We start from the raw sequence: 24,814 nt of genomic DNA on the forward strand, positions 1-24,814 counted from the left end.
AGAGCACCATTCAGACGCCGCCTCATGGAATCGGCGTGTCGGCCAACAGCCGGGACAACAGTTGGGGCATGCTCGCGCCTGGATCGCGCGGCGGCAGGCGGTGGGCGGCCAGAGCGGGGAAAACCGCCTGCACGTCCTCTGGCAGCACCATGGGGCGACCTGCCAGGTAGGCCCAGGCGCGGGCCGCCGACAGCAGCGCCAGCAGCGCGCGGGGGCTGAGACCCGTCAGGAGCCCCCCGTGCTCGCGGGTGGCGCGGGCCAGCAGTTGCAGGTAATCCAGCAGTGGGGCGGCAGCATGAATGCTGTCCACCTCGCGCTGCATCTGAAGGAGGGTTGGGGCATCCAGTACGGCCCCCAGGCCACGCACGCTCAGGCTGCGGCCACCAGTTTCCAGCAGGGTGCGCTCGGCACGGGGATCGGGATAGCCCAGCGTGATGGTCATCAGGAAGCGGTCCAGCTGTGCCTCGGGCAACGGCGAGGTGCCCACGAAGGCCGCCGGGTTCTGCGTGGCGATCACGAAAAAGGGGTCCGGCAGGGGCCGGGTCACGCCGCCCTCGCTGACCTGCCGCTCCTCCATCGCCTCCAGGAGGGCGCCCTGGGTGCGTGGAGTGGCGCGGTTGATCTCGTCGGCCAGCAACACCTCGCTGAACACCGGCCCAGGCTGGAAACGGAACGTGGAATTTGGGGCGTCCCACACGCTGACGCCGGTCAGGTCAGCGGGCAGGAGATCGGCGGTGAACTGCACGCGCCGGAAATCCAGCCCGAAAGTGCGGGCCAGCGCCCCGGCCAGCGTGGTCTTGCCGACCCCCGGCTGGTCCTCAATCAACAGGTGGCCACGCGCCAGCAGGCAGGCCACGGCCAGCCGGGTCTGTCCAGGCTTGCCCAGAATGACGCCGTCGAGTTGCGCCAGCGCGGCTGTCAGGGCGTCCGCGTGGCGGGCGACGGGAGGGGCAGGGGGCACGGCGCGCATCATCTGAAGCCCAGCGTAGCGGGCGGGGTCTGACAGAACTGCGACCCGGCAGACGGGGATCAGGCAGCCGTATTCTCCCGGGTCGCCTGAGCGGGGCCACCGCCTCTTCTGCGTCCACCGCAGCATGGCTGACCTTGTGATTCTGGCCTCCCTAATCGTCACCCCGCCCCGGCTGATCCACCAGTGGGTAATGGGTCCGCGCCCGTCCTCAACTCGAACAGCAAAGGCGTTGCGTCGATCCTCTCACTGGCGCGTTGTACGCCGACGCGCAGGCGAAAGTCCGTAAGGGCCTGAGTGGCCGGGGCATTTCTGGCGGGTGTCGAGTCTCCCCTTTGAGGGCCTGTATCAAATCAGGTCGATTCGGTCTCCTTTTCCCCACCCTGCTTTCGTCTCCTGCGCCGCATTGCCAGCCGGGAGCCGATCCACGCCCCGACCAGATCGAACAGCCAGTCGGTGACGCCCGCGTCGCGGCCCGGCACGAAAGCCTGATGCACCTCGTCCAGCGCGCCCCACCACACGGCTATCACCAGCGCCACGTCGCGCCGTCCCGTCGCCCGGCCAAGCGCGTAAGCCAGCGCAAAATACGCGGTGAAGTGGGCGATCCAGTCCAGCGGGTGCACCAGCGGCGGCCCCGGCGTGTCTGCGGAACTGCTCAGCCACCAGACCGTCCCCATGATGCCCAGCGAGATCAGCCACCACACCGCCCGGAAGCGGGAAGAGGTTCCGGGTGGGGTCAAACGCCTGTCCCGTCAAACCCAGCCTGACCGCGAAGATGTTCCACCAGTTCGATCAGCGTTCCCGCGCCCCATTTGGGGTGCAAAAAGGCGACCCGCGTCCCGGCCCGGCCCGGCGCGGGCGCGTCGCTCAGAAAACGTGCCCCCTCCGCGCGCAGGCGGGTCATCTCGGCATCCAGATCGGCCACGCGGTAGGCGGTGTGGTGCAGTCCTGGCCCGCGCTTCTCCAGATACGCGGCAATCGGGCTGTCGGGCCGGGTGGGCATCAGCAGTTCGATTAAGGTTTCGCCCACCATAAAGGCACGAACGCGCACACCCTGACCGTTCACATCCTCGTCCGGTCCTTCGGGGTGCAGGCCCAGTGCCAGATACGGTGTGCTTCCAATATCCAGATCGGGGGTGGCGATGGCGACATGATCCAGGTGCGTGACAGACATCGCTTCAGCCTACGCCAGCAGGCCGTCTCAGGGTCTGCATGACATCCTTTCAGAACGGCGCAGAGGACCACCAGAGCGGTAGGCTGGAGCATGACGCATCCTGGCTGGTGGACCCTGCTGCTCTGCGGCGTTCTGGTGATCTCCGGGGCAAGGGGTCAGGCCGCCGCACCTACCAACTTTTTTCCAGTGCTGATCCACGCTCCGGGTGACGATGCCCGGGCGCAACTGCTGGGCGCGGTGGCAGACGGGCGCTGGCTGACGGTGGCCCAGACCGCGCCGCGCCTGAAGGGCCAGGAACGCTACCTGCGCCGCACTCTGGGCGGGCGGCCCGTGCCTGTTGTGGGCAAAACGGCCAGGAGCTACGGCGAGCCATGCACGGACGCCTACGAAGTGCCGGTCAACCCGGGAACCGCCTCCAATCAGTTTCAGGTCTTCACCGTTGCGGCCCTGAAGTCCCAGCCCCGGCCCGTCACCGCACTGCCCACCGGCAACGAGACCTACCGCCAGATCGTGCGCGCAGAACTGATCAAGCGCGGCATTCCAGACCCGCAGGTACAGCTGGTGGGCCTGACCCGCACCGATCTGGACGGCGACGGCACGCAGGAAGTGATCCTTGAGGCGACGCACTACGCCGACAGGGACGGAATCTATCCGCCGACCATCGGCCAGCCGGGCGACTACAGCATTGTGCTGCTGCGCCACGTGGTGCGCGGGCAGGTTCTGACCGTCACCCTGGGCGCGGACATCGCGCCGCAAACTCCCGTGGGGCCGGAAGACAACATGTCCACCCGCCCCCTGGCAAATGTCATCCGCTTGGCCGGGGCGGCGGACCTGAACGGCGACGGGAGGATGGAACTGATCCTGTTCGGGGCGTATTACGAGGGGTCATCGTTTGCAGTCAACGAATGGACGCCGGCACGTGGCCTGACCCCGACGCCGCTGGAAACGGGGTGTGGGGTCTAGGCCGAGCAAGCCCGGAGGCCGGAAGTGGGGGCACAGCCCACCCCTGGAACGCTCAGCGCATTGAAGTGCCCTATTCCTCGGTACTCAGGACGGCCAGGAAGGCCTCCTGGGGCACCTCTACCGTGCCGATCTGCTTCATGCGGGCGCGGCCCTTCTTCTGCTTGTTCAGCAGCTTCTTCTTGCGGGAGATATCGCCGCCGTAGCACTTCGCCAGCACGTCCTTGCGGTACGCCTTGACGGTGGCGCGGGCGATGATCTTTGCGCCGATCGTGGCCTGCACCGGTACCGGGAACATCTGGCGCGGGATCACCTCCGCCATCTTGTCCACGATCTTGCGCCCCAGCGAGTAGGCCTTGTCCTCGTGAACGATCACGGCCAGCGCGTCGATAACCTCATTGTTGACCAGAATGTCCACCTTGCGCAGATCGCCCTCGCGGTAGCCGAGCTGCTCGTAATCCATGCTGGCATAGCCGCGCGAGATGCTCTTGAGACGGTCATGGAAGTCATACAGGATCTCGGCGAACGGCACCTCGTAGACCAGTTCAACGCGCTTGCCCAGGTAGTTCATGGTGACCATCGAGCCACGCCGCTCCTGCAGGAGCCCCATCACCGGCCCCACGTAATCCTCAGGCAGCATCACCGAGAGCTTGATGTACGGCTCCTCGACATTGGCAATCCGGTCACGGGTGGGGAACTCCGCCGGGTTCTGGGTCTCGAACACGTCGCCGTTGGTGAGGCTGACGCGGTAGACCACGGCGGGAGCGGTGGCGATCAGGTCAAGATCGTACTCGCGTTCCAGGCGTTCCTGAATGATCTCGGCATGGAGCAGCCCCAGAAAACCGCAGCGGAAACCGAAACCCAGCGCCTCGGAGGTCTCGGGATCGAAGCTGAAGGCCGCGTCGTTGAGCTTGAGTTTCTCCAGGGCGTCTCGCAGCTTGCGGTAATCCTCGGTGTCGGTGGGGTACAGGCCTGAAAACACGACCGGTTGCGCGGGCTTGAACCCGGGGAAAGCCTCGTCGGTGCGCCGCTCCTTGCCGGTCAGGGTATCGCCCACCTGGGCGTCGGCGATGTCCTTGATGCCTGCGGCCACCCAGCCCACCGCCCCGGCCTGGAGTTCCTGGCCCACCACCAGCCCCGGCGTAAAGGTGCCCACCTTGTCGACCTCGAAGGACTTGCCCGCGTTCATCAGCGTGATCTGATCCTTGGCGCGTAGCGTGCCTTCCAGCACACGCACAAACAGGATCACTCCCTGGTAGGCGTCGTAGAAGGAGTCGAAGACCAGCGCCTTGAGGGGCGCTTCCGGATCGCCGGGCGGCGGGGGAATGCGCGCCACCACCGCTTCCAGAATCTCGTCGATCCCGATCCCCGCTTTGGCCGAGGCAAAGACGGCGTCCTCGGCTGGAATGCCGATGACCTCTTCGAGCTCCTTGGCCGCACCTTCGGGATCGGCGGCAGGCAGATCGATCTTGTTGATCACCGGCACGATCTCCAGGTTGTTGTCGATGGCCAGATAGGCATTGACAATCGTCTGCGCCTCCACGCCCTGCGAGGCGTCCACCAGCAGCAGCACGCCCTCGCAGGCAGCCAGCGAACGGGACACCTCGTAATTGAAGTCCACGTGCCCTGGCGTGTCGATCAGGTTCAGCACGTAGGTCTCACCGCCCGTGCCGTCCTCGAGCCTGGGCCGCGTATATTCCAGCCGGATCGGGGTCGACTTGATGGTGATGCCACGTTCACGCTCCAGCTCCAGCGTGTCCAGGGTCTGATCGCGCTTGTCGCGCTCGCCCATGGCACCCAGTCGCTCCAGAATGCGGTCCGCCAGCGTGGATTTGCCGTGGTCCACGTGGGCGATGATCGAAAAATTACGGGTTGCTGCGGGGGGCCTGACACTCATCACCGCGCAGTGTAGCCGGGCGCGGCGCAAATGACAGCGGCGGCGGCACAGGGAGAGACCGTCGGGCCACCCCACGGGAAGGGAAACGCGCTGCATGAAGAAGCAGGCTCCTCGCGTGCCGTCCCACAACCGACGGCGGGCCTGCCTTCATGAAGAAAGGATGTCATGGAACTGTCAGGTGTCCCCTCGTTTGGTGCTACACTGTTAGATATCTCACAAGAAAAGGCCACACCCCTGGTTGGTGGGTGTGGCTGGCGATTGTTCAGCCCTGTGCCTTCGAATTCCCGTCTCTCCAGATGCGCCGACGCGTCCGCCAGGAGGAGCCCCATGATTCAAAGTTCAGTTCCCTCTACCAACCGATCTGGAATCAAAGCTGCAGATGTCAGACCAGAGACGGACTCTGTGCTGCTGGGCATGGTGCTGCGGGAGCGCCGGGTCGTAGGCACCCTGCTGGGCATCACCGCCTTCCTGGGGCTGGCAGGGCTCATGAGCCTGATCGCCAAACTTTACCTGACTGACTTCTTCGGACGCGATCTGTTCATCGGCCTGTTTGACCTGAACAACGAGAGCAACGTCCCCGCCGCCTTCTCGGCCCTGCTTCTGCTGCTGGCCACACTGATGCTGGGGGTCATTGCCTGGGCCAGAAGGCAGGGTGCACGTGCGGACGCGCTGTCCTGGAAGGCCCTGACTTTTATTTTCGGCTTCCTGGCCCTGGATGAGGCAGCCATGCTGCACGAGCGTACCGCCGACATTACCCGCAACGTGGTCAAGACCGACGGCATCCTGCATTACGCCTGGGTCCTGCCCTACGGCGTCCTTGCACTCATCGTGGGCCTGGCTTTCGTGCGCTTCCTGACTCAGCTTCCGGCCAGCATTCGCAACCGTGTGATCGTGGCGGGAGCGATCTATGTGACGGGCGCACTGGGTTTCGAGCTCCTGGAAGGTGCGGTGGTCAGCGATGGTGGAACGCAATCCCTGTTGAATCAGTCGCTGGTCGTGGCAGAAGAAGGAATGGAAATGCTCGGTGTGATCCTGTTTATCGGGGCGCTGCTGAGTTACATCAGAATGTACCTGCCAGGCCTGCAACTCCGGCTGAGCGTTGCGCCCGTCAGCCCGCTGACCCCCAGAGATTCCAGCGGCGATTAAGCCACAGGGTTCAGCCGTTTTCAGGGCTGGGTCCACCTCGCGCACATCATGCGGACAGGCCTGGGAGCGTGTGTTGCTTCCACACCCGTTCCCGGCGACAGGACGCCCAGCCCTGCCCGGATACCCAAACTCGCCGTGGGCTTGGGTGATCGCAGCGAACAGCATTTGAATCTCGCGACGTTAACGGACGGGATTGCGCAATCCGACCCTTCATAAGCACTCCAGCAGATGTATCGGGACACTGCCCGGCGTTAGTCTCGCCGCATGCCCTTCTCACTGGCGTACCACACCGATCTGGCGCTGCGACGTCAGGAGGGCGCGGTCATCACCCGTGCAGCCGATCTGACCGTAATCCGCTCGCCGAACAATCCAACGTTCTGGTGGGGTAATTTTCTGCTGATGCCGCGCCCTCCTGCATCAGGAGATCTGGAGCGCTGGCAGACCGCCTTCGAGGCGCACTTTCCTGGGGCCACGCACCGTGCCTTCGGGGTGGACACCGCCGAAGGCGACGCTGGGGCTGCGGAGGCCTTCGAGGCGGCAGGCTTCGAAGTTCACCGGGACACGGTACTGACTGCCGGAAGAACGGTGCCGCCCCGCAGCTTCAACCGGGAGGCGCGCTTTCAGCCGCTCGCGAACGACGCTGACTGGCAGGCCGCTCTGACCATGCGACTGGCTGTCAATGCCGCCGATCCCGCGCCGCTGGAAGAGGACAGCTACCGCATCTTCGCCGCGCGCAAACTGGTCGCCTACCGCGCCGCACAGGAAGCTGGGCTGGGCGCGATGTGGGGGGCCTTTGACCTTTCGGGGCAGATGCTCTGTGGCCTGGGCATTTTCGACACCGGGCAGGGCATCGCCCGCTATCAGAATGTCGAAACGCACCCGGACGCCAGGTCACGCGGTCTGGCCGGAACCCTGGTCCATACAGCGGGAGAGTGGGCACGCGAAACGCTAGGGACACGCACGCTGGTCATCGTGGCCGATCCTGACTACCACGCTCAGCGGCTGTATGAGCGCCTCGGCTTTCGCCCCACTGAGATTCAACTGGGGTTCCAGAAGCGTCCAGCGGCCGATTAAACCCGCTCCAGGGGCAGATAGGGGAGCGGTGGCAATTGCACCCTGATCTCATCGTCTGGACAGACTGTTCCACCGCGCAGCACCACGCCCATGATCCCGGCCTTGCGAATCACGTTGCCGCTCCCATCGGTGGCCAGGACGGCTTTCAGCAGGCCCGGCTGGAAGCGGTCGATCTGGGCGCAGGGCTTACGCAGGCCTGTAATCTCGACAAGCGCTTCCGCGCCAATGTGCAGGCGCGTGCCTTGTGGCAGGGTCAGGAGGTCCAGACCGGAGGTCAGGATGTTCTCACCCAGATCTCCGGGACGCACATCGAAGCCTTGACCCGCCAGTTCGCCCAGCAACTCCGCGTGGATCAGGTGGACCTGTCGCAAATTGGGCTGATCCGGGTTCTGCCGCACGCGCGACAGGTGTTGTACCGTCGCTCCCGCATGCGCGTCCCCCTCCACGCCAAGACCCGCCAGCAGGCGAATCTGCGACTGGCGGGCCTTGCTGAAAGCATGCTGTGGACTGGCACTGACGCTCTGAACAGTGCCGCTCACCATTTCAGACGACAGCAGATCTCACTCGCCTTCGTTGACGGCGGCCTCGTTGTACTTGTTGGCCAGCACGAAGAACGTGGGGGCCCACAGTCCCACGAAGATGCCGAAACGCTCCCCATGCGACTTTTCCTCATGGGTTTTCTCGGTGCCGCCCTGGGTGGCCCAGATGGCGATGGAGGCCAGGATCGAGGCCAGGCCAGCAACGGTCAAAAGGTTGGAGATGCTGCGGTTGGACATAGTTGTTTCCTCCTGGGTGATGATGGGGGCTGCGCCGGATTCCCCGCCACGGCCCCTTGCCTGAGTCCACTGTGACCGACTTCAATTGCCGGATTTGCACGATGGCAAACAGAAGGACAGCCCAACGCCTTTAGCTGAAATTTACCTGTCTCCAGCCACAGAGCGACGCAGGCCACAGACCGTGAGTCGGCTGCGCTCAGGTTGCCTATGTGCGTCACTGTGAAGTTGTGAGGCCACCGTCAGCTCCGGGGCGGTATACTCGCTTGTCATGTTCCGTGTCCTCAATAAACTATTCGATAACAACCAACGCGACGTGCAGCAGATCGTGAAAACCATCGTGCAGCCGGTCAACGCGCTGGAAGAAGAGATGATGGGGGTAGAAGACCTCGCCGCTGCCTTCAATGAACTGCGCGTGCGCGTGCAGGAGGGCGGCGAGTCCCTGGACGACGTTGTGGTGCCCGCCTTCGCGCTGATCCGCGAGGCTGGGCGCCGCTCTATCGGCAAGCGGCACTATGATGTGCAGCTGATCGGTGGCTACGCGCTGCACAAGGGCCGCATCGCCGAGATGAGAACCGGCGAGGGCAAGACCCTGGTGGCGACCCTGGCGCTGGCACTCAATGCGTTGGAGGGACGTGGGTGTCATCTGGTGACCGTCAACGATTACCTCGCCCGCGTGGGGGCCGATGAGATGGGCCTGCTCTACCGCACCCTGGGCCTGACGGTGGGTCTGGCGAGCCGTGAGCTGCAACCCGCCCAGAAGCAGGCCGCCTACGCCTGCGACATCACGTATGTGACCAACTCGGAACTGGGCTTCGACTACCTGCGCGACAACATGGCCCAGAGCCGTGAGGCGCTGTCTCTACGCGCCGAACACCCGCTGAATTTCGCGATCGTGGACGAGGTGGACTCGATCCTGATCGATGAGGCCCGCACGCCGCTGATCATCTCTGGCGCAGCGGAAAAGGCCACCGATCTGTACTACGTCTACGCCAAGCTGACCCGGCGGCTCCAGAAGGGCGAACCCGCCGAGCCCGGCGTGCGTACCGAACCGACCGGCGACTACACCATCGACGAGAAGACCAAACAGGTGCACATGACCGAGGGCGGCATCAGCAAGATCGAGCGCCTGCTGAGCATCCCCGATCTGTTCAGCCCCGAGAACATGGACAAGGCGCACATGATCACCCAGGCGGTGCGCGCCAGGGAGCTGTACCACCGCGAGAAGGATTACATCGTTAACGCCGAGGGCGAGGTCATCATCATCGATGAATTCACCGGGCGCAGCATGCCGGGCCGCCGCTACGGCGAGGGACTGCATCAGGCCATCGAGGCCAAAGAGGGCGTCAAGATCGAGAACGAGAACCAGACGCTGGCCACGATCACCTACCAGAACTTCTTCCGCCTGTACAACAAATTCTCGGGCATGACCGGTACGGCCAAGACCGAGGAGAAGGAATTCTTGGACATCTACGGCTCCGACGTGCTGGTCATCCCCACCAACCGCGACGTGATCCGCAAGGATTCCGAGGATCTGGTGTACCGCAGCAAGATGGGCAAATACAACGCGGTGGTGGAAGAGGTCAAGGAGATGCACGCCACGGGTCGCCCGGTGCTGATCGGCACGGCCAGCATCGTGACCAGCGAGCAGCTCAGCGAACTGCTGACGGCGGCGGGAGTTAAGCACTCCGTCCTGAACGCCAAGTTCGAGGCCCAGGAGGCCAGCATCATCGCGCAGGCCGGCCGCAGCGGCACCGTCACGATTGCCACCAACATGGCCGGGCGCGGCACCGACATCAAGCTGGGCGGCGACGCCGAATCGATCGTCGGGGCCAGCATCGAGCAGAGTCTGGGCCTGAACCGCTACGTGCCTGAAGTCGAGGCGTTCATTACCGCGCTGAGCCGTCAGGACCCACAGACCCTGGAAATCGGTATGCGTATTCCCGGCATGACCGAGGACTTTATCCGCCAGGCGCAGCAGCTCCACTCGGAAACGGTCGCCGATCACCAGCGCGTCCAGCAGCTGGGCGGCCTGCACATTATCGGCACCGAACGCCACGAGTCGCGCCGCATCGACAACCAGTTGCGCGGTCGCGCCGGACGGCAGGGCGATCCCGGCAGCAGCCGCTTCTACGTGTCGTTCGAGGACGACCTGATGCGCCTGTTCGCCAACGAGCGCGTGGTGGCCATGATGGACCGCCTGGGCATGGACGACACCCAGCCTATCGAGGCCAAGATGGTCACGGGGGCCATTGAGAAAGCGCAGGCTCGCGTGGAGGACCGCAACTTCAGCACGCGCAAGCAGCTGCTGGAATTCGACAACGTGATGAGCAAACAGCGCGACACTGTCTACGCCCAGCGCCGCGAGGTCTTGCTTGGGCCAGACGAGGCCGTCGAGGAATCCACCGAGGGCATGATCGCCGACTTCGTGGACATGCAGCTGGCCACCTACCTGCCCATCGAGGCCAGCCCGGACACCTGGGACATCGAGGGGTTGCAGGCCGCCATTCTGGACGCCGTGCCGCAACTGGAAGGCTTCGATTTCGAAGGGCTGCGCAGCATGTCCCCCGCCGATGCCCAGAACGCCATGCTGGGCGCGGTGGCCGACAGCTTCGACGCCCGCAAGGAAGAGCTGAGCCCCACCATGCTCAACAGCCTGGCCCGCTACGTGCTGCTGCAAACGGTGGACCAGCACTGGAAGGAACACCTGCACGGCATGGACGTCCTGCGCCAGGGCATCGGCCTGCGCGGCTACGGCCAGCGCGACCCCTTCACCGAATACAAGTTCGAGGCGACGAACATGTTCAACGACATGATCGACAACCTCAAGACGGACGTCACCAAATTCGTGTTCCGGATGCAGTTCGGACAGACGGGCTAAGAAACAAAACAACGTGACGCGGGGAGCAGTTGACACTGCTTCCCGCGTCAATTTTTTGATGTCTCAGCTGATGGTTCCATCACGCCGTCCCTGACGGTGGGGCCGGAGCGAACGCTTCAGGGCATCAAACGCTCGATCTTCCAGCGGTTGTCGTGATGGGTGTACCGGAACCGGTCATGCATGCGGTTGGGGCGTCCCTGCCAGAATTCCCACTCCTGCACGGTCATGCGGTAACCGCCCCAGAACTCCGGACGGGGCACGGGCTGGCCTTCGGGGAAGCGTTCCTGCAAGGCGGCGAACCTGGCTTCCAGCGTCTCGCGGCTGGCAATCGGCGCACTTTGCGGATCGCTGGCGTGGGCGGCCAGCTGGCTCTCGCGGGGACGGACGTGAAAATAGGTGTCGGCCTCCACATCCGGCACGCGGGCGATGGTGCCGTAGGCGCGGATCTGCCGCTCCAGTTCGGCCCAGTAAAACAGGATTTCGGCCTGTGGGTTGGCGGCCAGATCATGGCCTTTGTGCGACTCGAAGTTGGTGTAGAAGGTCAGGCCTCCCCCGTCTGCGCCGCGCAGCAACACCGTGCGGACGCTGGGGCGCCCGGATGCGTCCGCCGTCGCCAGAGACAGCGCATAGGGCTCAGGCAGTTCGGCCCCCTGCGCCTCGTCGAACCAGCCCTGAAACTGGGCCAGCGGGTCATCGTTCAGGTCCGCCCGCCGCAAATTGTCACGGGTGTAGGAGATTCGCAGGGCAGTGAGATCAGTCATGAAAGCTCCTTGAGGATGATCTGGAGGTCTGGAAAGGCAGGACGGCAGATTCAGTGGGGCTGAGACGGCTTCTGTCCCAGGCGCCCACCTGGTCATCTAGCTCCTGGGCCGCTCCTCGAACACCTGACATTTCGGGCAAAAATGCGTTCCCCGTTGCGCCAGCACGGTCTTCACGATGTCGGTGCCGCAACGGGGACAGGGCTGCCCGGCCCTGCCGTACACGTGGTGCTCGTGCTGAAAAAGACCGGAAAGGCCGTCGTGTTGGCGGTAATTGCCCACGCCGTTGCCCAGGCTGCTGCCACCGGCGTCCACCGCCTGCGCCATGACCTCGCGGATGGCGGTGTACAGGCGCTGGCCCTCTGCGGCGGTCAGGCGGGTTTGGGCGGGGTGGATCTGGGCCTGCCACAGGCTCTCATCGGCGTAGATGTTGCCCACACCGCTGACCGGCTTCTGGGACAGCAGCCACGGCTTGACCGCACCTGCCTCGCGGGCCAGCCGCACGAAATCGCCCTCAATGAAGTCCTCAGAGAGGGGTTCGGGACCCATCGCAGCCAGGGTGGGCATGCCCGCGTACTCGCCGGGGCGCACCACGGCCATCTTGCCGAAACGGCGTGGATCGTGGAAGAAGAGTTGCTGGCTGTCCCCAGCCCCATCCGGTTCCAGGGTCAGGGTGACGCGGGTGTGTGGCCCGCTGTCCAGGCGAAAGCCCCCGGTCATTCCCAGGTGGACGATGAACTCCAGATCGTGCAGGTCGTCCTCCGCTGCGTCCGCCGACGCGAGTTGCAGCATCAGGTACTTGCCGCGTCTGGACAGCCCCTGCACCCGCCTCCCCACCGCCAGATGGGTATCGCGGTACTTGTGCGGCGCGTCATGTTCCACACTGGCGATCACGCGCCCGCGCAGCAGCGGCTCGATCTTTCGGCGCGTGGTTTCGACTTCCGGCAGCTCAGGCATACCGCCCCAGCATAGCGGCGACGCTGCGGGGCGAAGGTAGCGGCGACTGCGGCGAGGAGCTTCAGGCCACGTCCACCTCTTCCAGCACGGTGACCACCGGAGCCTCCTGAAACCACGCCCCAGCCTTGGCGCGGTACGCCTGGTAGTGGGCCGAATCGCGGTGGGCCTGCACGGCGTCCATGTCGCGGTAACGCTCCTGGACATGCAGGCGCACGGTTCCCGAGTCATCCTGACGCAGCAGATCGTAGCGCAGGCAGCCCGGTTCCTGGCGGCTGCCCTGGACCATGCCCAGCATCTCGGTCAGCACGTCCTTGACGTGTTCGGGCTTGGGGGTGATGACGGCGTGGACGGCAATGGTAGGCATGGCGCATTCTCCCTCAAAGTCGACCAGCGTCTATCATTCCGCTATGCCAAAGCTGCTGCTGACCGGATTCGAGCCGTTCCACACGCATCCCGACAATCCCAGCGCGTGGGCGGCGGCAGCGCTGGATAAGTTGGAAGTAGGCCACCTGCAGGTCGTCTCGGCCCTCCTGCCCGTGGAGCCACGCTCGGCGGGCGAGTCGCTGGAGGCGCTCCTGGAACGGCACGATCCGGCGGCAGTGCTGCTGACCGGACTGGCGGCAGGGCGGCCCCAGGTCACGCTGGAGCGTGTGGCGCTGAACGTTATGGACTTCAACATTCCAGACAACGCTGGAAACACCTACCGCGACGCCCCGGCCCACCCACACGCGGACGCGCCCCCGGCGTACCTGTCCACGCTGCCGCTGCGCGACATTCTGGCGGCGTGGCGCGGGGCCGGTCTTCCCGGCCACATCAGCAACACGGCGGGCCTGTACGTCTGCAACTTCGTGATGTACCGCGCCCGCCACTGGCTGACGGCACACGGCAAGGGCGGGGTGCCCTGCGGCTTTCTCCATCTGCCCGCCAATCCGGCGGTCGCGCTGGCCGTCCCGGAGGACCGCCCGCCTCTCCCCTACCTGCCGCAAGAGGAGATCACGCGGGCGGTGCGGGTTGCGGCGGGTGTCCTGGGCACACAGGTCGAGGTTCTGACCACTCAGAAGTAGTTCAGGCCCATCGCCTCCCGCACCGCGTTCATCGTGTCGGCGGCCACCTCACGCCCCCGGCCGGTGCCCATCCGAACGACCTCCCGCACGCTGTCCATGTCGCGCGCAAAGTCCGCGCGGCGCTCACGGATGGGGGCCAGTGTCGCCTCCAGCACCTCGGTCAGGTGGCGCTTGACCTTCACGTCGCCCAGACCGCCCCGGCGGTAGTGGTCTTGCATGGCCTCCAGACCAGAGCGGTCCGGGTCAAAGGCCTCCAGATAGGCGAAGACCGGGTTGCCCTCCACCCGTCCGGGGTCCTCGGCGCGCAGGTGTTCCGGATCGGTGTACATGCCGCGCACCTTGCGGGCCACCGTGTCGGCGCTGTCGGACAGGAAAATGGCGTTGTTCAGCGACTTGCTCATTTTGCCAGCGCCGTCCAGGCCGGGAAGGCGGGCCGCCTGACCCACCAGCGCCTGAGGCTCAACGAGGACCGGGGCATACAGGTGGTTAAAGCGCCGCACGATCTCGCGGGTCTGCTCGATCATGGGCAGCTGATCCTCGCCTACCGGCACCAGATGCGCGCCGAACGCGGTGATGTCGGCGGCCTGCGACACCGGGTAGACGAAGAATCCGGCGGGCACCGACTCCCCGTACCCCTTTTGCGCGATCTCGGTCTTGACGGTGGGGTTCTGGCGCAGGTGGGACACCGTGACCAGATTCAGGTAGAAAACGGTCAGTTCAGCAATTTCAGGCAACTGCGACTGGATCACGAAAGTGCTGAGGTCCGGATCCAAGCCCACGGCCAGGTAGTCCAGGGCGACTTCCAGAACGTTGTCCCGCACCTTCTGGGGATTTTCAAAATTATCGGTCAGCGCCTGCACGTCGGCCAGAAGCACAAATGTTTCGTACTCGTGTTGCAAGGCCACCCGGTTGCGCAGCGAGCCGGCCAGATGGCCGATGTGCAGCGGACCGGTCGGGCGGTCTCCGGTCAGGACGCGTTTTCTGGGGGGTGGTGTGGTCATGGTTCACTCCTTGCAAACAGTGGAGAGCGATAAAAAAAGGCCGCGCCGGGAGGTTCTCCGGGCGCGGCCTGTCGGTTCGACGGCACAAAGGAACGGGCACCCGGTCAACTGCCGGGCCACCATGCCTGAGCCTGTGCCTGCCTGGGATGCATGGACGCAGGATACTGCGCGAGAAAGGACGTGCAGCCAACAGCCACCTCAGCTCTGCCAGGGGAGACAGGCAAGAGAGGGAGAAGAGGCGGTCAAGACGTATGGTGCTGGCGCTCTCCGTCTGACCTGCTGTCCCTGAGCCTCCTGCTGGAAGTCGTCGCCGAGCAGGGGTGAGTCAGCCTGAGAAAAGAGGACTTCCCTGCCGTCTGCGTCACTACCCGAACCCATCTTTGGCCAGCAAAAGAACTTCAGGAACGTCCATTCCTGACCGAAGACCTGATCAATGACGGATGGGCGGGTACTGGACGAGTTGGGGGCAGATTCTGGACCCCACGGCGCGGTACCCGCATATGAGAAATCCTGATCTCCAGCGCGGGGCCTCCCTCAACCCTCCCAGTCCAGAATGACCTTCCCGCTCTGGCCGCCCAGCATGGCGTCAAAGCCCTGCTGGTAGTCGCCGATGCCGAAATGGTGGGTGATGATCGGGTTCAGGTTCAGGCCCGACTGGATCAAGGCCACCATCTTGTACCAGGTCTCGAACATCTCGCGGCCGTAGATCCCCTGGACCGTCAGCATCTTGAAGATCACGCTGTCCCAGTCGATGTCCACACGTCCTGCGGGGATGCCCAGCAGGGCGATCTTGCCGCCGTGGTTCATCAGCTTGACCATCTGGGCAAAGGCCACGCCGGAACCGCTCATCTCCAGCCCCACGTCAAACCCCTCGGTCATGTGCAGCTCGTCCTGCGCCACCGTCCACAGGTCCTCCTGCGCGACGTTAACAGCGCGGGTCACACCCATTTCGCGCGCCAGCTCCAGACGGTACTCGTTGACGTCGGTAATCACCACGTTCCGCGCGCCGACATGCTTTGCGACGGCGGCGGCCATCACCCCGATCGGCCCCGCGCCGGTAATCAGCACGTCCTCGCCCACCAGATCGAACTTCAGGGCGGTGTGAACCGCGTTGCCGAAGGGATCGAAGATGGCAGCCAGATCGTCGGAGATGTCGTCGGGCAGCTTGAAGGCGTTGAAGGCGGGCAGCACCAAGTATTCGGCGAAGGACCCGGGGCGCTGGACGCCCACACCCTGGGTGTTGCGGCACAGGTGGCGGCGGCCCGCGCGGCAGTTGCGGCAATGCCCGCAGGTGATATGGCCCTCGCCACTCACTCGGTCACCGATCGAGAAGCCACTGACCTCGGAGCCCATCCCAGCCACCACGCCCACGTACTCGTGGCCCACCACCATGGGCGTTGGGACGGTGCGGCTGGCCCAATCGTCCCACTTATAGATGTGCACGTCGGTGCCGCAGATGCTGCTCTTCTTCACGCGGATCAGCAGGTCATTGGGGCCGGGGACAGGCACCTGTGTTTCGGTCATCCAGATGCCGACTTCGGGTTTCAGTTTGCTCAGGGCGCGCATGGTGGCAGGGGGGGCAAAGGTCACACAGGCTGTTTTACTCCCACGGAGGCTGCTTCGCCGTGACCGCGTTCACCTGGGCCGGACAGCTGATCTGAATGCTCCCTAAGCTTCCGTACCGACACCCAACCTACCCCATGTCGTACCCTGCAGGGTATGATCAAGTACCGCAAGCAAAATCCCCTGGAACCCGAAAAGGACGCCGAGGTCACCCTGAACGTCACGCCGCTGCTGTTCTTCGTGGTGGGTTATCTAGCGGTGCGGGCGCTGATCCGTACTGTCCGCACCTACGCGGACTGATCGTCCAACGATGAACACGGGTGTGGCCCCCTGCGGGCGGTCAATCCGCTAGGCTAGGCCCATGACCGACGCCACCCCTCAACAGTTCAAGAGTGCTGCCAGCAACCGTTTTGTCGTCCCCGGCTGGACCAATCTGGTCGAGGGGATGCCCGACAGCGTGGAAGTCCAGCTCGATCTGGATCAGGCCGACACGGGCCGCGAACACGCCAGTCTGCTCGTCGAATACTGGGCCACCAATGCCGACATGACCCTGCAAAGCATCCTGCCGGTGCGGGCCTTTACCACCACCCCGGAGGGCTGGTGTGTCTTCGTGCCCGCGCAGGGACGTGTGCTGGTGCGCGCTGTCGATCCGCAGCCCACTCCTCCCGTGCTGGTCAGCCACTGGATCAACATTGATCCCGCCACGCCCGCTGGGACCACGGTGAATGTGAAGGTCAACTTTCCCGGCGAAGCGGCCAACTCCACCAGCGGCAAGCTCTCGCTGAACAGTTAAGGCGGGCCTCTACCCTTCCCGTTCCTTCCAGACTTCCAGCGCCGCCGCCACGCCCCTCCGGGTGGCGGCGAGCGCCTGTGGAATTCGCCACGAGGCGCGGTCACGGGGGCCCACCGCGTTGCTGACGCCGCGCACCTCCAGCACCGGCACGCCGGCCAGTAGGGCGGCGTGGGCGATGCCCGCACCCTCCATCCCCTCGGTGAGTGCGCCGGGAAAACGTCGTTCCAGAAAGTTGGCGGCCTCCACGCTGCCGGTCACGCTATTTAAGGTGAGCATCGGCCCCAGGCGTGCGCCCGTACGCCGCGCGACTTCAGGCGCGTGGTTCCAGGCGGCAAAGCGGCCAGTGTGCGGTGAATCCGGGAGAATGGATAGGCCCAGCTCGTCGAAGGCTAGAAACCGTTCGCCGTCCCATGCTCCCAGATCGGCCTGGACAATCTCGGATGAAAGGCCGAGATCACCGGGCAACAGACCCGACGGGGAATATGCGCCGCCTATACCCGCGCTGACCACCAGTCCAGACTTCTGTTCAGCCAGCGCCTTTGCTGTTGCCAGAGCGGCGGCCACCACGCCCACCCCGGAGACCACCACACGGGCGTTCAGGTCCAGCAGGCGTTCGGCCTCGGCATGGGTGGCAACGACGATCAGGGGAAGCATGGGCCACAGGGTAAGGGGTGGAGCGGGGCCGCGCCCGCTCTCCCACGAACCGGCTGCGGCACAGGTGTAGCCTGCCCACATGACGTTGTTCAGGCTGGACGGCAAACGCGCCCTGGTGACGGGCGGCAGCAGGGGAATCGGGCTGGCGGCGGCGCATGACCTGGCCCGGCTGGGCGCACGGGTCACGATTGCCGCGCGGCACGAACGGACCCTCAAGGCGGCGGCGGACGCCATTGGCGCGCGCTGGGTGGTGGCCGATGTCAGCACCCAGGAGGGCGTGACGGCGGCGCTGGAAGCTGCGGGTCAGATCGATGTTCTGGTCAGCAACGCGGGCGGTCCCCCGCCGGGAAAACCCAGCGAGGTCAGCGAAGAAGCGTGGCAGGCCGGGTACGACACCACCTTCCTCAGCACCGTGCGGCTGGCGAACGGAGTGCTGGCAGGGATGCGCCAGCGGCGGTGGGGCCGCATCATCGCCATCACCAGCCTGGCGGTGGGGCGGCCCTCGCCCACCCTGCCGGTCAGCAACGCCATGCGGGCCGCCGTGACCAATTACCTGCGAACGCTGGCGCTGGAGGTGGCCGCCGACGGCGTGACCTGCAACACCGTCGCGCCGGGCTACACCGCCACGGATCGCCTGAAAGCCCTGAACACCGATCCCAGCGACGCCGACAGACTGACCGCCCGCATTCCTGCCCGCCGCTTCGGACAGCCCAACGAGGTGGCGGCGGCAATTGCTTTTCTGGCAACGCCCGAGGCCGCCTACATCACCGGGCAGGAACTGCTGGTGGACGGCGGCTGGAGCATCTGAGAGTCGCGGCCATGCCGCGTAGATTGCGCGTTAACCGGCACTTGTCCAAGTGTCATTAAGGTTTAATAGGTAATCCGATCGGCCCGCCGCCGCATATCTACAGGGCAGAGAGAAGCCGTTCCACCGTCCGCCCGGTCCCGCCCCTCATCCCCTTCAACCGCAAGACATGCCCGGGCACGGCCCGGCACACAAAGGAGTTCGCACTATGGGTCCCCTGGAAATTATTCTGATTATCGTCGTGATCGCCCTCGTCTTTGGGGCCAGCAAGTTGCCGCAGCTGGGCAAGGGCCTGGGCCAGGGCATCAAGGAATTCAAGCGCGAGACGGGCAAGACCGATGCCGACACCACCGAAGGGGTCACGCCCATCACTGACGTGTCCTCGCGCCAGATCGATCCCGTGACCGGCGCGCCGCTGCCCACCGAACGCGAGACCGTCGGCAACCGCCGCGCGTAAGGGAAGGGTCGCGCCATGTCCCCCAAAACCGTCCCCAGTACGGACCTGAAGAGCGCCCCTCTGTTCGATCACCTGGACGAACTCCGCAAGCGGCTGGTCATCAGCGTGATCTTTCTGGTCATCGGGATGTCGGTGGCCTTCGTCTATCGCGTGCAACTGATCGACTGGGTCAAGGGACCGCTGCAGTATTCGGAGCTGTACACCGCCGGCAAGGTCCAGGTGGTGACCTATACCCTGACTGAGCCGCTGCTGCTCAGCCTGAACCTGGCCTTCTGGGCGGGCCTGGGGCTGGCGCTGCCTTTCATCCTGGGTCAGGTCTGGGGCTTTATCTCGCCGGGGCTGTATCCCAGCGAGCGGCGCTGGGCCATTCCATTCATCGTTGGGGCGGGTCTGTCGTTCCTGGGCGGCGCCGTCTTCGGCTACAAGCTGGTACTTCCCACAATGGTGCCCTTTCTGGTGGAATTCCTCGCGGGGGCCGTCACGCCGATCCTGGGCCTGGGCCAGTACATCGGCACAGTCACGACGTTCCTGGTCGCCTTTGGGCTGGCCTTCGAAATGCCGATCCTGGCGATCATCCTGACCCGCATCGGCATCGTGAACCACGTGATGCTGCGCAAGGGCTGGCGCTTCGCGCTGGTGGCCATCATGATCGCCGCCGCCGTCATCACGCCCACGCCGGACCCCACCAACATGATGCTGGTGGCCGTGCCGCTGTACGTGCTGTTCGAGCTGAGCGTGCTGCTCTCGCGGGCCTTCCGCCTGCCGCCTCCCGAAGAGGAAGAAACCCCCGCGCTGGGCCTCTGATCCCTCTCCCGTCCGCCCTCTCCAATGTGGAGAGGGCTTTTTCTTGACGTCCCGGTGGCGCACCTGCCGAGCCTGCTGGAAGCTACCGCCGCGTCTGGGCCATGCGCACCCTGCAAAAGGCTTAAACTAGCGCCGTCTTATGAATCCTGTCTTCCTTCAAATCGGTACCTTCACGATTGCCTGGTACGGCGTGCTGATCACGCTGGGCATCGTGATCGGCGCGTGGCTCGGCACACGCATGGCCCGGCAGCGCGGCCTGAACGCCAACCTCTTCAGCGACATGATCCTGTGGATGATCATCTGGGGACTGGTCGGCGCGCGGCTGGTCTTCGTGCTGACCTCCTGGGGACAGTTCTCGGGCACCCCCTTTCCGCGGATCCTGCTGGACATCATCAATCTGCGCTCGGGCGGCATCTCGATCCACGGCGGCCTGATCGGCGGCATTCTGGTGCTGATCTACTACACCCGGCGCTACAAGCTCAATTTCTACCAGTACGCGGACCTGTGCGTGCCCGGGGTGGCGTTCGGGGTGATCGGCGGACGGCTGGGCAATATCATGAACGGCACCGACACGGTGGGCCGCGTGACGAACTGGGCCGTCGGCTACCGCTGGCCGGACAGCGCGCGGGCCTTCCACAACGGCATGTGCCAGCCCAACCCCAACCCCAATCTGGATCTGTCGCAGTACTGCCAGAACATCGGCGGTCAGGTGGTTATGACCGCTCCGGTGCATTTCACGCAGCTTTACGGCGTGATCATCGGCATCATCCTGTCCGTTGCCTCGTACTACTGGCTGCGTTCGCATAAGCCGGGCTGGACCTTCTGGCAGTTCTGGCTGTGGTACAGCATTCTGCGCGCCGGTTGGGAAGAAACCTTCCGGCTTAACCCGCTGCTGCCCAACGTGTACCTCAGCCAGGGGCTGGACAAGGCGGGCATCGGCCTGCTCACCGAGACGCAGCTCATCAGCATTCCCCTGATCATCGTGAGCATCATCATGCTGATCCGCATTCGTAAGCAGCCGGATGTGCCGTTCCCGGTGGGCAGTCAGGTGGATTCGCCCGCAGGTGGGCAGGCGCAAACGCGTTAGGGAAAACGAAGCATCAAGGAGGGCGGCCCATGATCACTGGGGCCGCCCTTCTCCAATTGAAATTGCTGAGTGATGAGCTGATATGGAGTCTCGCCCCACCGCACCCAAACCTGGCCTTTGAGTTGCCAGGCCACAACTGCGCGTCCATTGCTTTGATCATGATCCCAGCGAGGCTGCTTGCGAACGGGATTCCTCGTACGAGCACATCAAAAAATATGCCGCCAGTGGAACGGCGGCATACTCAGTCTTGCGAAGCGAGACAGAAGTTTAAGCCTTAACTTCGCCCTTGCTGCGCTCCAGAATGCTCCTCAAGACCGTTTGCAGGATGCCGCCATTCTTGTAGTAGTCAATCTCCACCGGGGTATCGATGCGGCACTGGACGGTGATCTCGCGGGTCACGCCGTTCTTGCCCACGCGCAGGGTGACGTCCTGACGCGGCTTCAGGTCAGCAGGCAGCACCACGTCAATCAGTTCGTCGCCCATGATGCCCAGGCTCTCGGCGGTGTCGCCGTTCTTGTACTGCAGTGGCAGCACGCCCATGCCCACCAGGTTGCTGCGGTGGATGCGCTCGAAGCTCTCGGCCAGCACCGCTTTCACGCCCAGCAGCATGGTGCCCTTGGCGGCCCAGTCGCGGCTACTGCCCATGCCGTAGTCCTTGCCTGCCAGCACGAACAGCGGGATGTTGCTGGCCTTGTAGTTCTGCGCAGCGTCGTAGATGCTGGTCACATTGCCGGTGGTGAAGTCGGTGGTAAAGCCGCCCTCGGTGCCGGGTGCGAGCTGGTTCTTCAGGCGAATGTTGGCGAAGGTGCCGCGCGTCATGATCCGGTCATTGCCCCGGCGGCTGCCGTAGCTGTTGAAATCCACGGGTTTAATGCCACGGTCGGTCAGGTACTTCCCGGCGGGGGTATCAGCCTTGAAGCTGCCTGCGGGCGAGATGTGATCGGTGGTCACGCTGTCGCCCACCTTGACCAGCACGCGGGCGCCCTCAATGGACTCGATCTCGCTGGGGCCGCCTGCCAGAGCGTCGAAGAAGGGCGGGTTCTGAATGTAGGTGCTGTCGGCGTTCCAGTCGTACAGTGCGCCTTCGGAAACAGGGATGGCGTTCCACTCCGCGTTGCTCTTCTCGATGCCGTCGTAGACCCGCTTGAACATCTCGGCGTTGATCGCGCGGTCCATGATGTCCTGAATCTCGGCGTTGCTGGGCCATACGTCGCGCAGGTATACCGGCTGGCCGTCCTTGCCCGTGCCGATCGGGTCGTTCACGATGTCGTTCACCACCGTCCCGGCCAGTGCGTAGGCCACCACCAGGGGCGGCGAGGCCAGGTAGTTGGCCTTGATGTGCGGGTTGATGCGGCCCTCGAAGTTGCGGTTGCCGCTCAGGACGCTGGCCGCCACCAGATCGCCGCCGTTGATGGCCTCGATCACGGGCTCAGGCAGCGGCCCGCTGTTGCCGATGCAGGTCATGCAGCCGTAGCCGACGGTGTTGAAGCCGATCTGGTCCAGATAGGTCTGCAGGCCCGCGTTTTCCAGGTAATCGGTCACGACGCGGCTGCCGGGGGCCAGCGAGGTCTTGACCCAGGGCTTGACGGTCAACCCCTGCTCCACGGCCTTCTTGGCCACCAGTCCGGCGGCGATCAGCACGCTTGGGTTGCTGGTGTTGGTGCAGGAGGTGATGGAGGCCAGCGTAACGGCGCCGTGGCCGATCTTCAGGTCGGTGCCGGTGATCTGGCCCTGCGCGTTCAGCTGGTCCGTGGACAGCTCGAAGCCGCGCGCCTTGACGGGGGCGGTCAGCGCCTCGGCAAAGACCGTGTGCATGTCGTTCAGGTTCACGCGGTCCTGCGGACGCTTGGGACCGGCCAGGCTGGGAACGATGGTACCCAGGTCCAGCTCGATGGTGTCGGTGAACACGGGGTCTGGCGTTTCATCGGTGCGGAACATGTTCTGCGCCTTGTAATACGCCTCCACCAGCTCGATCTCGTCTTCCAGGCGCCCGGTACGGCGCAGGTAACGCAGCGCCTCGTCGTCCACCGGGAAGAAGCCCATCGTCGCGCCGTATTCCGGGGCCATGTTGGCAATGGTGGCGCGGTCCGGCAGGGTCATGTTGCTCAGGCCCGCGCCGTAGAACTCCACGAACTTGCCGACCACGCCCTTCTCGCGCAGCATCTGGGTCACGCGCAGCGCGAGGTCCGTAGCGGTGGCGCCTTCCGGCATCCGGCCCGTGATCTTGAAGCCCACCACTTCTGGCATCAGCATGTAGATCGGCTGCCCCAGCATGACGGCCTCGGCCTCGATGCCGCCGACACCCCAGCCCACGATGCCCAGACCGTTGATCATGGTGGTGTGGGAATCGGTGCCCACCAGACTGTCGGGGTAGACCACGATCCCGTCGTCCTCAGGACGGCTCTGCACGCCCTTGGCCAGGTACTCCAGGTTGACCTGGTGAACGATCCCGGAAGCGGGCGGCACCACGCCGAAGTTGTCGAAGGCCTGCTGGCCCCAACGCAGGAACTCGTAACGCTCGCGGTTGCGCTCGAACTCGATTGCCATGTTGTTCGCCAGCGCGAACTCGGTGCCGAATTCGTCCACCTGCACCGAGTGATCGATGACCAGATCGACGGGAATCAGGGGGTTGATCTTGTTGGGATCGCCGCCCATCGCCACCATGGCGCTCCTCATGGCCGCCAGATCGACGACGGCGGGCACGCCGGTAAAGTCCTGCAGAATCACGCGGGCAGGCTTGAAGGGAATCTCGACCTCTTCATTCCTGGGGCTCCAGCCCGCCACAGTGAGCACGTCCTCGCGGCGCACGTCGTATTCGTTGGCCTCGCGCAAGACGCTCTCCAGCAGCACCTTGATGCTCACGGGCAGCCTGGAGATGTCATGGCCCTGCTGTTCAAACTTGTTCAGGTTGTAAAAGTAGAGTTTCTGCCCACTCTGGGTGGTCAGGGTGTCGCGCGCGTCAAACAGGTTCATCGCCTTATCGGTAGCCATTGTTGGTCGCCTCCTTGCCCTTTCGGGCGCTGCCTCTATGATATGCCGCGAGTGCCCGGAACCGGGCGTCACCCACGCAGTCACGACGTTCATAATATGTCACTACATCAGGAACAACACATCACTCAACTCTAAGAGGAATCTCCATGCCCGAACAGCTCGAACCCCATCAGAAAGCCCGTCTGACCGCCCTGGAAACCACCGTGCGCGACGGCCTGCGCGACTTCCGCCGGACTGGACAGGCCCTGAGCGAGATCCGCGACAACGAATTCTTTCGCGCAGGATACGACTCCTTTGAGTCGTACCTGCAGGACCGCTGGGGCTTCACGCCGCCGCAGGCCGGACGGCTGATGGAGGCGGCGGACGTGGCGAAGGTGCTTGATCCCCTGGGCATTCAGCCCAAGAACGAGGCCCAGGCCCGTACCTTCAAGGCCGCCGCGAAGATCGTCACCGAGCTGGAACCGGAGCAGCAACGCGTGGTGGCGCGTCTGGTGGAGGGCGTCATGCCGCCTCAAACTGAAGTTGAGGGTGACGACGGTTCCCCGCCCTGGGATCTGCCCGCTGCCGAGGTGCGGATCATGGCCAGCGTGGTCAAGAAACTGGACGCCGACGCCACCGTGTACCACCCGGACAGCGGCGCGGAGGTGGCGATGGGCACCCTCAGCGCCCCGGAGCGCTACGAGATCATCCGCACGCATGTGGACCAGAAAACCCAGGCTTACCGCGAGAAGCAGGAGGCAAAAGCAAACGCCCCGCAGCCCGAGAAGGTCAACTGGGGCGACTGGGTGCTGAACTACGCCTCCCAGAATCTGGGACCGGGGCAACGGCTGGAACTGGTGGTGGAGCCGGACGGTAGCGGCGCTTCCCGCGCGGTGGCCAGGGTGGTGGACGGCCACACTGGCGAGATTCTGGCGTCGGGGCAGGGGGCCGTGACGCTGAAGAAAGCAGCGCTGAATCTGGCGGCAGAGGTGCGCGGCTGAGTCTCTGAGTGTCGTTCTGGCGGAAAGG

25 protein-coding genes are annotated in these 24,814 nt (G+C 64.6%); 12 read left to right on the top strand and 13 right to left on the bottom strand.

Annotation, left to right across the window (positions count from 1 at the left end; translation table 11 throughout):
- Window positions 1-22 precede the first annotated feature (22 nt).
- The 3 genes from HNQ08_RS00980 to HNQ08_RS00990 all read right to left on the bottom strand — a co-directional run bounded on the left by HNQ08_RS00980 (window position 23) and on the right by HNQ08_RS00990 (window position 2,141).
- A complete protein-coding gene (locus HNQ08_RS00980) occupies window positions 23-973 on the bottom strand; it encodes an AAA family ATPase (RefSeq protein WP_184127161.1) in 951 nt (316 codons plus the stop codon).
- Between the two features lie 347 nt (window positions 974-1,320).
- Window positions 1,321-1,707 (bottom strand): VanZ family protein, encoded by a 387-nt coding sequence (locus tag HNQ08_RS00985; protein WP_425321328.1) that lies wholly within the window; start codon window positions 1,705-1,707, stop codon window positions 1,321-1,323.
- Window positions 1,704-2,141 (bottom strand): VOC family protein, encoded by a 438-nt coding sequence (locus HNQ08_RS00990; RefSeq protein ID WP_184127163.1) that lies wholly within the window; start codon window positions 2,139-2,141, stop codon window positions 1,704-1,706. The genes HNQ08_RS00985 and HNQ08_RS00990 overlap by 4 nt, the downstream gene beginning before the upstream one ends.
- A 90-nt stretch (window positions 2,142-2,231) precedes the next feature.
- Between HNQ08_RS00990 and HNQ08_RS00995 the strand changes: the two genes are divergently transcribed.
- Entirely contained in the window at window positions 2,232-3,104 is an 873-nt protein-coding gene (locus HNQ08_RS00995; protein WP_184127164.1) for a hypothetical protein, read from the top strand.
- Between the two features lie 70 nt (window positions 3,105-3,174).
- Here the strand turns inward: HNQ08_RS00995 and lepA are convergent, their stop codons facing one another.
- Window positions 3,175-4,998 (bottom strand): translation elongation factor 4, encoded by a 1,824-nt coding sequence (lepA, locus tag HNQ08_RS01000; RefSeq protein ID WP_184127166.1) that lies wholly within the window; start codon window positions 4,996-4,998, stop codon window positions 3,175-3,177.
- Between the two features lie 327 nt (window positions 4,999-5,325).
- On the opposite strand from lepA, the gene HNQ08_RS01005 reads away from it, so the two are divergent.
- Both HNQ08_RS01005 and HNQ08_RS01010 read left to right on the top strand, forming a co-directional pair.
- Window positions 5,326-6,144 carry a hypothetical protein gene (locus tag HNQ08_RS01005; RefSeq protein ID WP_184127168.1) on the top strand — a complete coding sequence of 273 codons (819 nt, stop codon included), beginning with the start codon at window positions 5,326-5,328 and terminating at the stop codon, window positions 6,142-6,144.
- 264 nt (window positions 6,145-6,408) lie between these two features.
- Window positions 6,409-7,218, top strand: a complete 810-nt coding sequence (locus tag HNQ08_RS01010; protein WP_184127170.1) for a GNAT family N-acetyltransferase — start codon at window positions 6,409-6,411, stop codon at window positions 7,216-7,218.
- On the opposite strand, the gene HNQ08_RS01015 is transcribed toward HNQ08_RS01010, so the two are convergent.
- The gene (locus HNQ08_RS01015; RefSeq protein ID WP_229789547.1) at window positions 7,215-7,757 is read right to left on the bottom strand and encodes an MOSC domain-containing protein; all 543 of its coding nucleotides are present in this window, start codon (window positions 7,755-7,757) and stop codon (window positions 7,215-7,217) included. The genes HNQ08_RS01010 and HNQ08_RS01015 overlap by 4 nt on opposite strands.
- A 21-nt stretch (window positions 7,758-7,778) precedes the next feature.
- Window positions 7,779-7,994 carry a hypothetical protein gene (locus HNQ08_RS01020; protein ID WP_184127174.1) on the bottom strand — a complete coding sequence of 72 codons (216 nt, stop codon included), beginning with the start codon at window positions 7,992-7,994 and terminating at the stop codon, window positions 7,779-7,781.
- A gap of 268 nt (window positions 7,995-8,262) precedes the next feature.
- Between HNQ08_RS01020 and secA the strand changes: the two genes are divergently transcribed.
- Window positions 8,263-10,872, top strand: coding sequence for a preprotein translocase subunit SecA (gene secA / locus HNQ08_RS01025; RefSeq protein WP_184127176.1), 2,610 nt, complete (start codon window positions 8,263-8,265; stop codon window positions 10,870-10,872).
- A 116-nt stretch (window positions 10,873-10,988) separates the two neighbouring features.
- Here the strand turns inward: secA and pdxH are convergent, their stop codons facing one another.
- From pdxH to HNQ08_RS01040, 3 genes are all read right to left on the bottom strand, one after another.
- On the bottom strand, window positions 10,989-11,633 hold the full coding sequence (pdxH, locus tag HNQ08_RS01030; protein ID WP_184127179.1) for a pyridoxamine 5'-phosphate oxidase: 645 nt from the start codon (window positions 11,631-11,633) through the stop codon (window positions 10,989-10,991).
- Window positions 11,634-11,729: 96 nt separating this feature from the next.
- Complete coding sequence (locus tag HNQ08_RS01035) at window positions 11,730-12,587, bottom strand: DNA-formamidopyrimidine glycosylase (protein WP_184127181.1); 858 nt, start codon at window positions 12,585-12,587, stop codon at window positions 11,730-11,732.
- 61 nt (window positions 12,588-12,648) lie between these two features.
- Window positions 12,649-12,951, bottom strand: a complete 303-nt coding sequence (locus HNQ08_RS01040) for a putative quinol monooxygenase (protein ID WP_184127183.1) — start codon at window positions 12,949-12,951, stop codon at window positions 12,649-12,651.
- Between the two features lie 43 nt (window positions 12,952-12,994).
- Between HNQ08_RS01040 and HNQ08_RS01045 the strand changes: the two genes are divergently transcribed.
- On the top strand, window positions 12,995-13,651 hold the full coding sequence (locus HNQ08_RS01045) for a pyroglutamyl-peptidase I (RefSeq protein WP_184127185.1): 657 nt from the start codon (window positions 12,995-12,997) through the stop codon (window positions 13,649-13,651).
- Here HNQ08_RS01045 and trpS read toward each other — a convergent pair.
- Together trpS and tdh are read right to left on the bottom strand one after the other, a co-directional pair.
- Window positions 13,642-14,652: a tryptophan--tRNA ligase gene (trpS, locus tag HNQ08_RS01050; RefSeq protein ID WP_184127187.1), complete on the bottom strand. Its 1,011-nt coding sequence runs from the start codon at window positions 14,650-14,652 to the stop codon at window positions 13,642-13,644. The genes HNQ08_RS01045 and trpS overlap by 10 nt on opposite strands.
- 534 nt (window positions 14,653-15,186) lie before the next feature.
- Window positions 15,187-16,218 (bottom strand): L-threonine 3-dehydrogenase, encoded by a 1,032-nt coding sequence (gene tdh, locus HNQ08_RS01055; protein ID WP_184127717.1) that lies wholly within the window; start codon window positions 16,216-16,218, stop codon window positions 15,187-15,189.
- Window positions 16,219-16,371: 153 nt separating this feature from the next.
- On the opposite strand from tdh, the gene HNQ08_RS01060 reads away from it, so the two are divergent.
- Together HNQ08_RS01060 and HNQ08_RS01065 are read left to right on the top strand one after the other, a co-directional pair.
- Window positions 16,372-16,515: a hypothetical protein gene (locus tag HNQ08_RS01060; protein WP_169745418.1), complete on the top strand. Its 144-nt coding sequence runs from the start codon at window positions 16,372-16,374 to the stop codon at window positions 16,513-16,515.
- Between the two features lie 61 nt (window positions 16,516-16,576).
- Window positions 16,577-17,008 (top strand): uracil-DNA glycosylase, encoded by a 432-nt coding sequence (locus HNQ08_RS01065; RefSeq protein ID WP_184127189.1) that lies wholly within the window; start codon window positions 16,577-16,579, stop codon window positions 17,006-17,008.
- A 9-nt stretch (window positions 17,009-17,017) separates the two neighbouring features.
- Here the strand turns inward: HNQ08_RS01065 and mqnB are convergent, their stop codons facing one another.
- Entirely contained in the window at window positions 17,018-17,662 is a 645-nt protein-coding gene (mqnB, locus tag HNQ08_RS01070) for a futalosine hydrolase (RefSeq protein ID WP_184127191.1), read from the bottom strand.
- A 79-nt stretch (window positions 17,663-17,741) separates the two neighbouring features.
- On the opposite strand from mqnB, the gene HNQ08_RS01075 reads away from it, so the two are divergent.
- The 4 genes from HNQ08_RS01075 (at window position 17,742) to lgt (ending at window position 20,815) form a co-directional block, all read left to right on the top strand.
- On the top strand, window positions 17,742-18,470 hold the full coding sequence (locus HNQ08_RS01075) for an SDR family oxidoreductase (RefSeq protein WP_184127193.1): 729 nt from the start codon (window positions 17,742-17,744) through the stop codon (window positions 18,468-18,470).
- A gap of 205 nt (window positions 18,471-18,675) precedes the next feature.
- A complete protein-coding gene (tatA, locus tag HNQ08_RS01080; RefSeq protein ID WP_184127196.1) occupies window positions 18,676-18,924 on the top strand; it encodes a twin-arginine translocase TatA/TatE family subunit in 249 nt (82 codons plus the stop codon).
- 15 nt (window positions 18,925-18,939) lie between these two features.
- Window positions 18,940-19,728: a twin-arginine translocase subunit TatC gene (gene tatC / locus HNQ08_RS01085; protein ID WP_184127198.1), complete on the top strand. Its 789-nt coding sequence runs from the start codon at window positions 18,940-18,942 to the stop codon at window positions 19,726-19,728.
- 139 nt (window positions 19,729-19,867) lie between these two features.
- The gene (lgt, locus tag HNQ08_RS01090) at window positions 19,868-20,815 is read left to right on the top strand and encodes a prolipoprotein diacylglyceryl transferase (protein WP_184127201.1); all 948 of its coding nucleotides are present in this window, start codon (window positions 19,868-19,870) and stop codon (window positions 20,813-20,815) included.
- Between the two features lie 267 nt (window positions 20,816-21,082).
- Here lgt and acnA read toward each other — a convergent pair whose 3' ends face one another.
- Window positions 21,083-23,806, bottom strand: a complete 2,724-nt coding sequence (gene acnA / locus HNQ08_RS01095) for an aconitate hydratase AcnA (RefSeq protein ID WP_184127203.1) — start codon at window positions 23,804-23,806, stop codon at window positions 21,083-21,085.
- A gap of 146 nt (window positions 23,807-23,952) precedes the next feature.
- On the opposite strand from acnA, the gene HNQ08_RS01100 reads away from it, so the two are divergent.
- Window positions 23,953-24,786, top strand: a complete 834-nt coding sequence (locus tag HNQ08_RS01100) for a hypothetical protein (protein WP_184127205.1) — start codon at window positions 23,953-23,955, stop codon at window positions 24,784-24,786.
- Window positions 24,787-24,814 lie beyond the last annotated feature (28 nt).

The sequence above is a fragment of the Deinococcus humi genome (genome assembly GCF_014201875.1).
Classification (GTDB): Bacteria; Deinococcota; Deinococci; order Deinococcales; family Deinococcaceae; genus Deinococcus; species Deinococcus humi.